Source organism: Paraplanobispora takensis, assembly GCF_016863195.1.
Lineage (GTDB): Bacteria > Actinomycetota > Actinomycetes > Streptosporangiales > Streptosporangiaceae > Planobispora > Planobispora takensis.
Genome location: NZ_BOOK01000027.1, coordinates 26042 through 39399 on the forward strand (window position 1 = coordinate 26042; position 13358 = coordinate 39399).

Annotated in this window: 11 protein-coding genes; 3 read left to right on the forward strand and 8 right to left on the reverse strand. The window is 72.8% G+C overall.

Features of this window, described 5'->3' with window-relative positions; translation table 11 throughout:
- Positions 1-6: 6 nt before the first annotated feature.
- Together Pta02_RS18115 and Pta02_RS18120 are read right to left on the reverse strand one after the other, a co-directional pair.
- The gene (locus Pta02_RS18115) at positions 7-1551 is read right to left on the reverse strand and encodes a multicopper oxidase family protein (protein WP_203876033.1); all 1545 of its coding nucleotides are present in this window, start codon (positions 1549-1551) and stop codon (positions 7-9) included.
- A complete protein-coding gene (locus Pta02_RS18120) occupies positions 1548-1994 on the reverse strand; it encodes a hypothetical protein (protein ID WP_203876034.1) in 447 nt (148 codons plus the stop codon). Before Pta02_RS18120 ends, Pta02_RS18115 begins: the two co-directional genes overlap by 4 nt.
- A gap of 177 nt (positions 1995-2171) precedes the next feature.
- On the opposite strand from Pta02_RS18120, the gene Pta02_RS18125 reads away from it, so the two are divergent.
- The 3 genes from Pta02_RS18125 (at position 2172) to Pta02_RS18135 (ending at position 5226) form a co-directional block, all read left to right on the forward strand.
- Positions 2172-3473 (forward strand): sensor histidine kinase, encoded by a 1302-nt coding sequence (locus Pta02_RS18125; RefSeq protein WP_203876035.1) that lies wholly within the window; start codon positions 2172-2174, stop codon positions 3471-3473.
- Positions 3474-3534: 61 nt separating this feature from the next.
- Positions 3535-4200 carry a response regulator gene (locus Pta02_RS18130; protein ID WP_203876036.1) on the forward strand — a complete coding sequence of 222 codons (666 nt, stop codon included), beginning with the start codon at positions 3535-3537 and terminating at the stop codon, positions 4198-4200.
- Between the two features lie 69 nt (positions 4201-4269).
- The gene (locus tag Pta02_RS18135) at positions 4270-5226 is read left to right on the forward strand and encodes an EamA family transporter (protein WP_203876037.1); all 957 of its coding nucleotides are present in this window, start codon (positions 4270-4272) and stop codon (positions 5224-5226) included.
- Between the two features lie 98 nt (positions 5227-5324).
- Here the strand turns inward: Pta02_RS18135 and hisC are convergent, their stop codons facing one another.
- The 6 genes from hisC to Pta02_RS18165 all read right to left on the reverse strand — a co-directional run bounded on the left by hisC (position 5325) and on the right by Pta02_RS18165 (position 13329).
- Positions 5325-6386, reverse strand: coding sequence for a histidinol-phosphate transaminase (gene hisC, locus Pta02_RS18140; protein WP_203876038.1), 1062 nt, complete (start codon positions 6384-6386; stop codon positions 5325-5327).
- Positions 6387-6482: 96 nt separating this feature from the next.
- Complete coding sequence (locus Pta02_RS18145; RefSeq protein ID WP_239130854.1) at positions 6483-7157, reverse strand: NUDIX hydrolase; 675 nt, start codon at positions 7155-7157, stop codon at positions 6483-6485.
- A 19-nt stretch (positions 7158-7176) separates the two neighbouring features.
- Entirely contained in the window at positions 7177-9042 is a 1866-nt protein-coding gene (locus Pta02_RS18150; protein WP_203876040.1) for a DUF4434 domain-containing protein, read from the reverse strand.
- Between the two features lie 120 nt (positions 9043-9162).
- Entirely contained in the window at positions 9163-10236 is a 1074-nt protein-coding gene (locus Pta02_RS18155) for a glycosyltransferase (protein ID WP_239130856.1), read from the reverse strand.
- 34 nt (positions 10237-10270) lie between these two features.
- Positions 10271-11533 carry a nucleotide sugar dehydrogenase gene (locus Pta02_RS18160; protein WP_203876042.1) on the reverse strand — a complete coding sequence of 421 codons (1263 nt, stop codon included), beginning with the start codon at positions 11531-11533 and terminating at the stop codon, positions 10271-10273.
- Between the two features lie 128 nt (positions 11534-11661).
- On the reverse strand, positions 11662-13329 hold the full coding sequence (locus Pta02_RS18165; protein WP_203876043.1) for a glycosyltransferase family 4 protein: 1668 nt from the start codon (positions 13327-13329) through the stop codon (positions 11662-11664).
- Positions 13330-13358 lie beyond the last annotated feature (29 nt).

Below are 13358 nucleotides of genomic sequence, written 5' to 3' on the forward strand. Positions count from 1 at the left end.
GGCCGGTCAGACCACGTCGAAGTCGGCCATCATCGCCATGTCCTCGTGTTCGAGGGTGTGGCAGTGCATCATGTACCGGCCTCGATAGCCCTCGAAGCGGACCAGCGTGTCCACGACCTCGTAGGGCCGCACGTCCACGGTGTCCTTCCAGCCCGCGTCGGTCGGCGCGGGCGGGCGGCCGTTGCGCGAGAGCACCTGGAAACGGGCCAGGTGCACGTGGACGGGGTGGTGGAAGTCGCCGGTGAACCGCCACAGCTCGACGGTGCCCAGGCGCGGCCTGGCCAGCGGGACTCCCGGACGGTACGGCCTGCCGTTGATCGTCCAGGACCCGCCGCCGCCCTGCCCGGTCCGGCGGAAGTCGAAGACCCGGGTCGCGACGGCCGCCGACCGGTCGAGGGGGTCGACCCGGCCCAGCCGGTCCGGGACCGCGCTGTCGTCACGGACCCGGCGGGCGACCCGGAAGCGCATGACGTTGCGGGCCGGGCCGGTCCCCAGGGTGTTGACCAGGGTCACCTCGGTGCCCACGGGATGGGCGGAGAAGTCCACGACCACGTCGAACCGCTCGCCGGGCGCCACGGTGATCGCGTCGTGCCCCACCGGCGCGGCGAGCAGCCCCTGGTCCCCGCCGACCTGGACGAACCGGCCGCCGGGGGTCAGCGCCAGCCGATAGCGGCGGGCGTTGGAGGCGTTGAGCAGGCGCAGCCGATAGCGGGCGGCGTCCACCTCCAGCACCGGCCAGGGCGCCCCGTTGACCAGGATCACATCGCCCTCCACGCCCTCCATGTAGGCCTCCCGGACTCCGGGCTTCACCAGCAGGCTGGGGTCCAGCGACGGATAGCGGAAGGAGCCGTCCTCCTCGAAGGCGCGGTCGCAGATCATCAGCGGGATGTCCCGCTCGCCCTTCGGCAGCGGCAGGGCGTCGTCCTCGTCGTCGCGGACCAGGAGGAACCCGGCCAGCCCGCGCCACACCTGCGGCGCGGTGAAGTCCATCCGGTGGTCGTGGTACCAGAGCGTGGCGGCCGGCTGGTCCAGCGGATAGACGTAGTCCTTGGCCCCGGGATGGATGGTCCACTGCGACATGTCCCCGGCTCCGGAGTGCGAGTGCGCCCCGGGCGGCGGGCGGAACCCCCGCCCCCGCGCCACCACCAGGTCGGTGGGATAGCCGTCGGAGTCCGGCGGGTTGACCCCGCCGTGCAGGTGCGTCGAGGTGGGCACGGGCAGCTCGTTGCGGACCCGGACGACGGTACGGTTCCCGCGGCGCAGGTCGAAGGTAGGCCCGGGGAAGGTGCCGTCGTATCCCCACACCTCGGTCGCGGTGCCCGGGACAATCTCCACCTTGGCGGCGCGCTGGACCACCTCGTAGCGGCCCGGCCGCACCGGACGCGCCGTCGCGGGGACGGGCAGCGGCACGGTGAACGGCCTGGGCAGCGGGAGCGCGCTCGTCAGGACCTCCCCGGAGACCTCCGCCGTCAGCCCGCCCCCCGCGCCGCACCCGGCGACCACGAGCCCGGTGCCGCCCAGCAGCCCGAGGAAGCCCCGGCGGGAGATCACGACTCCTCCGTCCGCAGGCCGGACCAGACCCGTACGGTCAGTACGGCGGAGACTCCGAAGATGGCCACGCCGAGCGGGAAGTGCCCGATGAGGATGCGCTCCTGTCCCATGAAGACCTGGAGCGTCTCGGCCACCATGAGCCCGCCGCTCATCCGGAGGGGCCAGGCCGGTCCCCGGCCCGGGCGCCACAGCAGGATCGCGGCCACCAGCTGGCCCAGCAGCATGACGGTGGTGAACCCGGCGTTGTCGCGGTGCAGCAGGAGCATGTCCACATCGCCGGTGACGAACAGTCCCGCCAGCGCCGCCTGACCGAGCACGCCGAGCAGGTGCAGGGCGGCGGTGACGCGCAGCGACCAGACGATCCATCCGGGTGCGCGGGTACGGCGGGCCCGCGCCGCGGCGGGCGGGAGGCCGGGCTGTGCCGCGGCGGGTGAGCTCTTCATGATCGCCATGGTGGCGTGACGGCGTCGCGCGGTCGTCCGACCGGCGGCGTCACTTCGCCGTACATCCCGGGATGTACGGCGCGGCCGTACGGGGCCCCGGATACCACCGGGGGCGCAGACGCGATGTCATCCACCGGCCGGTGGGCACGGCCGCCGCGGTGACCTACCGTTTCAGGGATGAGGATCTCAGGCGTGCGGGGCTCGGGCGCGAGGATCTCGGGGGCCGTCGGGGCCTGGAGGACCGCGGAGACCGTGAGGATCTGGCGGGCCCCGGAGAGCGTGAAGACCTGGAAGGTCGACGTGCTGAACGCCGTGGTCGTGCTGACGCTGGGCGTCGTGGGCACCTACGGGCGGCTGTCCGACTCGGGGCTGGCGGAGCGGCCCCTGGAGACGCCGGGCCTGGTGCTGATCGTGGTGTCCTCGCTCGCGCTGGCGCTGCGGCGCGAGGCCCCCGTGCCGGTCGGGGCCGTCGCGGTGGGCTGCGCCGTCGCCTACTACGCCGCCCGGTATCCGGGTGTCTTCGCCGTCGTGCCCGCGCTGGTCGCCATCTACACGGCGGCGGTCCTCGGGCGGCGCCGCCTGGCGATCGCGCTGGCCGCCGTGCTCGCCGCGGGGATCTCCGTCCCGGTCGCGCTCGCCGAGAGCGATCCGGAGCCAGGCGGCCTGACCCTGCTCAGCGGCTGGCTGGCGGCGGCGGTCGTGGCCGGTGAGCTGAGCCGCAACCGCCGCGCCTACGTCCGCGAGGTCGAGCGGCGGGCGGCCGAGGCCGAGCGCACCCGGGAGGAGGAGGCGCTGCGCCGGGCCGGGGAGGAGCGCCTCTGGATCGCCCAGGAGCTGCACGACTCGCTCACCCACGCCATCTCGGTCGTCAACGTCCAGGCGTCGGTCGCCCTGCAGACCTTCGACCAGCGGCCCGAGCTGGCCCGCGAGGCGCTGGCCGCCATCAGGGAGTCCGGGCGCGAGGCCATGGACGAGCTGCGCTCCACCCTGGGCGTGCTCCGGCAGGCCGAGCCGGACGGCCCGGAGGCGGGCCTGGCCCGGCTGCCCCGGCTGGTGGCCCGGGCCGAGTCCGCGGGGCTGCCGGTGGACACGGTCGTCGTCGGCACGCGGCGGGAGCTCCCCCCGGAGGTCGACCGGGCCGCCTACCGCATCGTGCAGGAGGCGTTCACCAACGTGCTGCGGCACGCCGGGGCCGCGTCGATCACGCTGACGACCGAGTATCGTCCCGGCATGATCGTGCTGGGCGTCGAGGACGACGGGGAGTCCCGTGCCGGGGAGACCGGGAACGGGATGGGGCTGATCGGGATGCGCGAGCGCGCGGTCGCCGTCGGCGGGTCGTTCAGCGCCGGGCCGCGGCCGGGAGGGGGCTTCGCCGTACGGGCCGAACTGCCGGCGGCCGTACGGGGCGGGCCTCGGGCGGCGGTGCGGGGCGACCCGCCGGCGGCCGTACGGGCCGAGTCGCCGGCGGGGAGCGGGTGACCGGGGTGGGCGCCGGTCCGGGTGGGGCCGTGACCCGGCGGCCGTCGGCCGGGGTGACGCTGTGATCCGGGTGGTGCTGGCCGACGACCAGCCGCTGATCCGCGCCGGTTTCCGGGTGCTGCTGGAGATGGCCGGCGACATCGCCGTCGTCGGCGAGGCCGGTGACGGGGGCGGGGCCGTCGAGCTGTGCCGCGCGCTGCGGCCGGACGTGGCGCTGCTGGACGTCAGGATGCCGTCGGTCGACGGGATCCAGGCCACCCGGAGGATCGGCGCCGACCCCGGGCTGGACGGGGTGCGCGTGGTGATCCTGACCAACTACGCGCTCGACGAGTACGTCTTCGCCGCGCTGCGCGCCGGGGCGAGCGGCTTCCTCGTCAAGGACATCGAACCGGCCGACCTGCTGCAGTCGGTGCGGGTCGCCGCGGGCGGGGAGGCGCTGCTGTCGCCCTCGGTGACCCGCCGGCTGATCGAGGAGTACGTCGCCACCCCGCCCCGGCCGGTGCCCGGACCCGGCCTGGAGCGGCTGACCGGCCGTGAGCGCGAGGTGCTGGCCCTGGTCGCGACGGGGATGTCCAACGAGGAGATCGCCTCGCGCCTGACCATCAGCCACGCCACCGCCAAGACCCACGTCAGCCGGATCCTGGGCAAGCTGGGCGCCCGCGACCGGGCCCAGCTGGTCGTGCAGGCCTACGAGTCCGGCCTGGTCGTCCCCGGGAACCGCCGGTGATCCCGGGCGGGGTGCGGCGGCCGGAACCCGCGAGCGGAATGTCACAGGCGACCGGTATCGTCATGTGTCATGAGTCCGAACACTGCTGACAATCGCACATCACTGCTCGTCTGGGGAGCCCTGGCGATCGTCTACGTGGTGTGGGGCTCCACCTACCTCGGCATCATGATCGCGATCGAGACGATCCCGCCGCTGCTCAGCGGGGCCATGCGGTTCTCCGTGGCCGCGCTGGTCCTGGCCGCCGCGATCCTGCTGCTGCGCGGGCCGGGGGCCTTCCGGATGACCGCCCGGCAGTTCGGCGGGGCGGCGCTGGTCGGACTCCTGCTGCTGACCGCGGGCAACGGCATGGTCTCCGTCGCCGAGCAGCACATCTCCAGCGGGCTGGCCGCGCTGCTGGTGGCCTCGGTGCCGCTGTGGCTGGTGGTCCTGCGGATCGTCACGCGCGACCGGCCGCAGGTGCTCACGCTGGCCGGGGTGCTCATCGGTTTCGCCGGGGTCGCGGTGCTCTCCCTGACCGGCGGCGACGGCGCCGGCAGTGCCACCGGCATCACGATCATCCTGCTCGCGTCGCTGTCGTGGTCGGTCGGCTCGTTCCTGTCCTCCCGGATCCCGATGCCCGCCAACCCCTTCACCGCGAGCGCGGTGGAGATGCTGGCCGGCGGCGCGGGGCTGGCGGTGATCGCCATCACCTCGGGCGAGCGGCTGGACCCGGCCGCCGTCTCCGGACGGTCCTGGGCGGCGCTGGCCTACCTGATCGTGATGGGCTCGCTGGTCGCCTTCACCTCCTACGTGTGGCTGCTGGGCAAGGCGCCGATCTCGCTGGTGTCCACCTACGCCTACGTCAACCCGGTCGTGGCGGTGCTCCTCGGCGCGCTGGTCCTGAGCGAGCCGGTGACCGGCTCCATGATCGCGGCCGGTCTGGTGATCGTCCTGGGCGTCGCCCTGGTGGTCTCCACCGAGCGACGCAGGCCCGCCGTGACGCAGGAGAGGGAGTCCGAGGCCGTGGAGGCCACGACCCCGGCCTGACCCGGCCTGAGGGCGGTCACGGCCTCCTGGGGCCTCCTGGAGGCCGCCGAGGCCTGCGGAGGGCCGGACGGGCCCTCCGCGACCGGCCCGGAGGGGCGTCAGGCCTCCCTGAAGCCGGCCGCCGCCGCCAGGAAGGCGTCGTTGGCCTCCGGGCCGCCGATGGAGACCCGGGCGCCCTCACCCGCGAAGGGCCGTACGGCGACGCCCTCGGCCGCGCACGCCTCGGCGAAGGCCGTCGTGTCGTCGCCCAGGCGCAGCCAGACGAAGTTGGCCTCGGTGGAGGGCACCGTCCAGCCCTGGGCGATCAGCGTCTCCCGGACCCGGGTGCGCTCCTTGACCACGGTCTCGACCCGCTCCAGCAGCTCCTCCTCGGCCGCGAGGGAGGCGACCGCGGCGACCTGGGCGAGGTGGTTGACCGCGAAGGGCACCATCGTCTTGCGCACGGCGGAGGCCACCGGCTCATTGGCGATCAGATAGCCGACCCGGAGCCCGGCCAGGCCGTACGCCTTGGAGAAGGTCCGCAGCACCGCCACGTTCGGCCGGTCCCGGTAGATCGTCAGGCCGTCGGTGACGTCGGCGTCCCGGACGTACTCCCGGTAGGCCTCGTCGAGCACGACGAGCACGTTCTCCGGGACCCGGTTCAGGAACGCCTCCAGCTCGGCCGCGCGCACGACCGTGCCGGTGGGGTTGTTCGGGTTGCAGACGAAGACCATCCGGGTCTGCGGGGTGATCGCCTCGGCCATGGCGTCCAGGTGGTGGGTCTCCTCCACCAGCGGGACCCGGACCGAGGTCGCCCCGGCCAGGTCGGCCAGGAGCGGGTATGCCTCGAAGGACCGCCAGGCGTAGACCACCTCGGCGCCCGGCTCGCTGACGGTCTCGAACAGCTGCTGGGCCACGGTCACCGAGCCCGCGCCCAGCGCGATGTGCTCGGCCGGCACGCCGTACCGCTCGGCGAGGGCGGCGGTGAGCGCGGTCGCCGCCGGGTCGGGATAGCGGTGGATCTCCGTCGCCGCCTTGGCGATCGCCTCGACGACCGAGGGCAGCGGGTCGTAGGGGGATTCGTTGGACGACAGCTTGTAGGACCGGCCGTCGGCGGACACCACGGCCCTGCCCGGCTTGTAGGCAGGCATTGTGTCCAGGATCGCGCGGAAACGAGGCATGGCCTTACCTTATGAGGAGCGGGCGGATGGGGCACCACCCCCCGGCCCGGTGGAGACCCCGGCCGGTCAGTCCTCGGCGGGTCAGTCCTCGGCGGGTCAGTCCTTGAGCGAGCGCAGCATCGGGGGGTGCAGCAGCTCGGCCGGGCCGCGGCTGTAGAGCTTGGCGGGCCGCCCTCCGTCGCGGGTGGTGGTCCGGCCGGTGGGGACGAGGAAGCCCTCGGCGTTGGTGACCTTGCGGTGGAAGTTGCGCGGGTCCAGCGGGCGGCCCCACACGATCTCGTAGACGCGGCGCAGGTCGGCCACCGTGAACTCGGCCGGGCAGAAGGCCGCGCCCAGCGAGCTGTACTCCAGCTTGGCCCGGGCCCGCTCGACGCCGTCGACCATGATGCGCCGGTGGTCGAAGGCCATGGACGTCAGCTCCCCGACCGGCTGCCAGCTCATGTGCGCCTCGGTGGAGGCCGGCAGGTCGGGGGCCAGGCCGAGGTAGGCCACGCTCAGCACGCGCTGGCGGGGGTCGCGGTCGGGATAGCCGTAGGTCTGCAGCTGCTCCAGGTGCACCGGGGCGCCGGGCAGGCCGGCCCGCTCGGCCAGGATCCGGCCCGCGGCGGCGGGCAGGTCCTCGTCGAGGTGGATGAAGCCGCCGGACAGGGCCCAGTGTCCCTCGTAGGGCGGGTTGTCCCGCCGCCAGACCAGCGCGCTCAGCTCGTGGCCGCGCACCGTGAGGACGACCAGGTCCACGCTGACGGGAATCCGCGGAACCGGAGGAGTCACGGCAGGCACGTTACACCGATCACGCGACGATGCGGACGTGCAACGGCTCCGCCGCCTCGCGTCCGTCGGGGGCGGCGACCTCGATGCGCACCCAGGCGTCGGCCGGCACCCGGGTCCAGTCGAACGGCAGCCACGCCGTCGCCATCCCGGTGGGCGTGCCCTCCGGCGGCGGCGCGAGGTTCACCCCGGCGACGTCGACCGTCCTGGGCGTCTCCTGCCCCTCCCAGGTGATCGTCGCCTTCGCGCCCACGGGGATGTTGTACCCGCGGATCTCGATGCCGTCCTGGATGTCGCGGCCCAGCCGTACGGCGTCGACCGGGATCGGCCGGTCGTGGTCGCGCATGACCTCCTCGGCCAGGGACGGAGAGCCGCAGGTGAAGAAGTCGCTCCACATGTAGGAGACGACCTTGGAGACGTACCGGCCGACCTGCGTGACGGCCCGGTCGAGCCGGTCCTTGTCGGTGGCCCCCCGGGTCCCGGTGCGGGGCCCGCAGGGCTGGGCCGACGACGGCTCGAACGCCTCCACGTTGGCCCACAGCTGCACGTCGTAGCCCTGCTCGACCATCTTGGCGCGGGCCTCGGCCATCGCCCGGTAGTAGTCGCGGGTGGAGCCGTGGTAGGCCTCGCCGTTGCTCAGCCCCTCGCCGACCACCGGGACGAGCCGGTCGTCCACCGGTTCGTCCCGCTCGTCCGGCCAGAACAGCCCGACCTTCCCGGTGCCCCGGCTGTCCTGCGGCGCGATGATCCCGACCCCGGTCCTGGCCAGGGCCTCGAAGCCCTTGGCCACCTCCTTGGGCGTGGCGCTGAACGCCTTCTTCTTGCGCGCCTCCAGGTAGGGGCTGACCAGGATGGGCTTGCCCGGCATCACCTGCTCCACGATCTCGTGCTGGGAGGCGTAGACGCGCAGCGTCGGGTTGTCCTTCGCCGCCTCCCCGGGGTCGTCCGACCCGGTGTAGACCATGTCGCGCATCTGCAGCTCGAACGGCTGGTAGAAGCCGCCCAGCGAGGCCCTGTTCTGGAAGCGGGCGCCGTAGTCCTGCAGGATGCGCCGGGTGAGCGTGGTGAGCGTGTCGACACCCTCCTTGGAGGCCCGGGTGGACTGGCCGGGGTCGCGCGGGGCCAGGGGCAGCGCGGGGAAGACCCGCATCCCGAACCGGTCGCCCAGGTCCAGCAGCTCGGTGAGGCTGTCCTCCTTGGCCGCGGCGATCAGGATCACGTGGTAGCCCCGGCCCCCGGAGGTGAGGTTGTCGCAGGTGGCGTCGTCGGAGCCGTCGGCGGGGGCGACGATCCGGTAGAAGACCGTCCGGCCCGTGTCGATCTTCTTCTCCACGGAGGGGCAGCGGAAGATGCCGGGGCCGAACGCCTCGTCGGTCCGGTAGACGAAGGTCCAGTTGATGCGGTTGCCCGGGTTCAGCGCCTTGAGGTCGCGCTCGGCCGCCGCCACGCAGGACAGGCCGTCCTCCTCGCACGGCTCGTAGCGGGGGTCGACCTCGTCGTCGCCGCTCAGGATCCGGCCCTCGTCGTCGACCCGGCGGGCCTGCAGGCCCCAGCCGATCCGGATCACGGTGTCGCCGCCGACCTCGTGGATGGCGCGGAACTGGCTGCGCCAGGTGCAGTGGTCGGTGGTCGGGACGAGCCAGTAACCGGTCACCGCGTACGGGGCCTTCACGCCCGTGTCGAACGTTCCACACGGGTCGGTGAACGTACTGGCCGGGGAGGTGGAGGCGGGAGTGCTCGCAGCCGGGGAGGAGGCGATCGGCGAGCTGTCGCCCGCCCTGACCGAGCCCTCCGAGCCGCCCGCCGGGCCGTCCGGCCGCAGGACCAGCACGACGGTCGCGACCGCGGCGAGGATCGCCACTCCGAGAAGAGCCGTGAACCAGCGCACGTTCAGGACACTACCGTTCTTGCGATCAGGCTGACGTAAGGAGCTTTCCCGTGACGGGGACCGGTCGCGGGCCGCGGCCCGCGCCTGCGGCCGGGCGGCGGATCAGTCTTCGGCCCCGGCTCAGTTCTTGACCCCGGCCCAGGCCTCCAGCTGGGCGACGAAGCGGCGGGCCGAGTTCGGCCAGTGATGGTTCGCACGGGCCGCCGCATACCCGCGAGCGCCCTGAGCATGCCGCTCCTTGACGTCGTCGCGCAGCGTCAGCACGGCCTGCGCCACGGCCTTGGGGTCCTGCCAGGGGACCACCATGCCGCTGCTGTAGCGCTCGACCAGCTCCACCGCGCGGGGCGAGGGAGTCGTGATCACCGGGATGCCGTGGGCCATGTACTCCACGATCTTGGTGGGCATGGAGTGGCGGTAGTTGGGCTCGTCGTGCAGGAGCGACAGGCCCGCCAGCGCCCCGTCGAGCCGCTTGAGCGCCTCGTCGTTCGGCATGAAGTCGCGCCACTCCAGCAGGCCCTCGGTGACCGCCTCGTTGAGCAGCGGCCGTGACTGCGGGTCGGCGTAACCGATCAGCTCGACCGCCACCCGGTACGGCTGGAGCAGACGGGCCACCTCGATGGCCTCGTGCACGCCCCGGGCCTCCGACAGCCAGCCGAGATAGACGATGCGGTCGTCGCCCGGCGCGGTCACGGCGTCGGGCACCCACGTCTCGTTGGGCACCACCAGGTGGGCCTGGCGGAACCGGCCCGCGTAGGCGGTCTCGGCCAGCAGCAGGTGGAGGTGGCGCTCGGCCGTGCCCTCCAGCATGCGGGCCAGGAACCGCACCGGCGGGCGCAGGAGGGCCGGGAGCCAGGGCTTGAGCGACAGGGTCGCCGGGGTGTCCTCGTGGACGTCCCAGACGACCGGCGGGCGCTTGCGCACGCCCGCCACGGCGAGCAGCAGCTCGGGGTCGTGGATGACCACCAGGTCGACCTGGTCGCGCATGCGCTTGAACACCTTGCGCGCGGCGCGCACCGCCGCCAGCCGCTTGCGCTCCGCGGCGCGGGGCAGGTCGATGCCGTTGACCCAGGACCGTGCCATGACGCCGCGCGCGGTGTAGGGCGCGGCATACGTGACCTCATGACCGGCGTCCACGAGCGCCCGGATCTGCCGGTGCAGGATCCGGGCATCCTCGGGGTGATGAACCACCGTCATGACGAGCACGTGCACTGCGCGCAGCCCTCCGTCGCTAGAGCCGCTCGACGCGTTCACCCTCGGCGAGCACGCCGCGGGTGTCGAGCACGAGCGTGCCGTGGTCCTCGACGGTCGTCAGGTCGAAGGCGGCGTGCTGCTGCAGCAGCAGCGTGATGTCCGCTTCGGCGACCGCCTTGGCGAGGTTCTCCTCACGCGGTACCGAGACCCCGTCGACCGTCCACTCTCTGACGTACGGGTCGGCGAAGACCAGGTCGGCGCCGAGCTCCATCAGCGCCCGCGCGACCGGCAGCGCCGGGGTCTCCCGCTCGTCGGCGATGTCGGGCTTGTAGGTGACGCCGAGCAGCAGCACCCGGGAGCCGTTGACGGCCTTCTTGTGCCGGTTGAGCAACCGCTGCGCGCGGGCCACCACGTAGGACGGCATCCGCTCGTTGATCTCCTGGGCCAGCTCCACGAACCGGAACGGGTAGCCCAGCTTGCGCACCGTGTAGGACAGGTAGGAGGGGTCCACCGGGATGCAGTGGCCGCCGACGCCCGGTCCGGGCAGGAACTTCTGGAATCCGAACGGCTTGGTGGCCGCCGCCTCGATGGACTCCCAGAGGTTGATGCCGAGCTCGTCGCAGAAGATCGCCATCTCGTTGACGAGGGCGATGTTGACGTGCCGGTAGGTGTTCTCCAGGAGCTTGGCCATCTCGGCCTCGCGGGTGCCGCTGACCGGCACGACCTGCTCGATGAACTGCGCGTAGAAGGCGGTGGCCACGTCGCGGCAGGCCGCGGTGTAGCCGCCGACCACCTTCGGCGTGTTGCGCAGGCCGAACTTGGGGTTGCCCGGGTCGATGCGCTCGGGCGAGAAGGCGAGGTGGAAGTCCTTGCCCGCCGCGAGCCCGGAGGACTCCAGCAGGGGACGGGCCACCTCGTCGGTGGTGCCGGGCCAGGTGGTGGACTCCAGGACCACCAGCGTGCCCGGGGCCAGGTTGCGCGCCACTGTGGCGGTCGCGCCCTCGACGGCCGACAGGTCGGGACGGTGGTCCTCGTCCAGCGGGGTCGGGACGCAGATGACGACGGTACGGCTGCGGGACAGCACCGTCTCGTCCAGCGTGGCGCTGAACCCGTGGGCCAGCATGTGCTCGAGGTCGGCGTCGGTCAGGTCGTCGATGTAGGAGCGGCCGGCGTTGAGGGCGTCCACCTTGCGGGGGTCGACCTCGAACCCGACGACGCGCAGACCCGCCGCGGTGGCCTCTTTGGCCAGCGGCATGCCGACGTACCCGAGACCGATTACGGCCAGGTCGTAGCCGGTCACTGGGAGACCCTGAGGAGCCGGAAACAACACTTCATGGTCGCAAAGGTTATCTCAACTCGACACAAGCCACGTCTGATGCAACCAAACGCATGGCAAACGTGAAGGTTGTCCGTGATTGTCACTGGCGGTCAATCGGCGATCGACTGATAGAGGCCGCGGTACATCTCCGCCACCCGGCTCCAGGTCCGCTTGGCCGCGACCTCCGCCCGGCCCGCCTCGCCCATGAGGGCCCGGCGTTCCGGGTCGTCGCGCAGTCCGGCGACCGCCTTGGCGAGCGCCTCGGGGTCCCCCGGCGGGACCAGCAGACCGGCCCCGTCGGAGCCGACGAGCTCCGCCAGAGCGGGCAGATCGCTGAGCACCACGGCCTTGCCGAGCGCCATCGCCTCGACAGGTTTCAATGGCGTAACAAGTCGGCAAACCCGCAGGTCCTCGCGGGGGCAGACGAAGATGTCGATCGCCGACTGGGCCTGCAGGGCCTCCTCGGGACCCACCCGGCCGGGCAGGATCGCGACGTCGCCCAGGCCCAGCTCCTCGACCTGCTCCAGCAGGGCGGGGCGCTCCGCGCCGTCCCCGACGAGCAGCACCCTGACCGGGGCGCCCTGGTCGCGCAGGAGCGCGGCGGCGCTGATCATGGTGGCGAAGCCCTCGTAGGCCACGATGCTGGACACCGAGCCCATGACGATCTCCTCGGCCCCGATGCCGTAGGCGGAGCGGAAGGCCGCGCCGTCGTAGGAGGCGGTCAGCAGCGAGTCGTCCACCGCGTTGGGGGCCAGGTAAATCTTTTCGCGGGGCACGCCGCGCTCGACGATCTCGGCGGCCATGGTCTCGGCGAGCGTGACCACCGCGTCGGCCGAGCGCATGATGAACGCCTCGCGGTCGCGCTGGAGCACGTGCCGCTGGCTGCCGATCCGCTTGGGGTCGCGGGAGGCCCAGGTCTCCTCCAGGAAGCCGCGGACCTCGTAGACCACCGGGGTGCCGGTCCGCTCGCGCACGGCCAGCGCCACCGAGCCGTTGCGGTGGTCGGTCGCGGCGTGCAGGACCTGCGGCCGCAGCGTCCGGACCAGCTCGGTCACCTCGCCGGCGCCCCGGATCATCCGTCCCCGGCTCTCGAAGGGCACCTCGCCGCTGGGCAGCAGCCGGTGGTAGGGGATCCCCTCCAGTTCCTCGTACGGCGTGGCGTCGGCGTGGCCCTGCATCATCGGCCAGCCCCAGCTGGTGACGACGTGCGGGTCCAGGCCCAGGGCCTTCTGGGCCGTGACGATCCGGTGGGTGCGCACGGTGTAGCCGGCCTGCGTGTACGGCAGGGCGTTGGTGACGCAGTGCAGGATCCGGCCGGGCACCCGCTCGCCCACGATCACCTTGGACTTGGGCGGGATCGGGTTCGGCTGGATGGCGGCCAGCTCACCGGCGTAGTAGGCGGCCCTGCGCTTGATGAACGGGTACTTGCCGTGCGCCTTGAGCACCTCGGCGGCCTCGGTCATCCGGCCGGCGTCGAAGTGCTCCTTCGCCTCGTTCCACGGCCCCTTGACCATGCGCATGCCGAGCTTGCGCACGACGAGCTTGGCCCGGCGCGCGACGGGCCAGGCGACCCGGCCCACGACGGGGCGCATGCGCGGCGGAAGGGCGTCGGCGGCCGCGTGCGCGACGCGCATGGGGTCGGTCTTGACCTTGGCCGCGACGACTCGGGAAACGATGATCGGATGCTGGGCGAACCCCTTGAGAAGTCCGCGCAGACCGGCACGCGCCGACTTCGCGGAAACCTTGGGGGACTCCGGCGGACTGGCGTCAGGTACCACGGTCGTGACCGTACCATAGGCAACGTTTG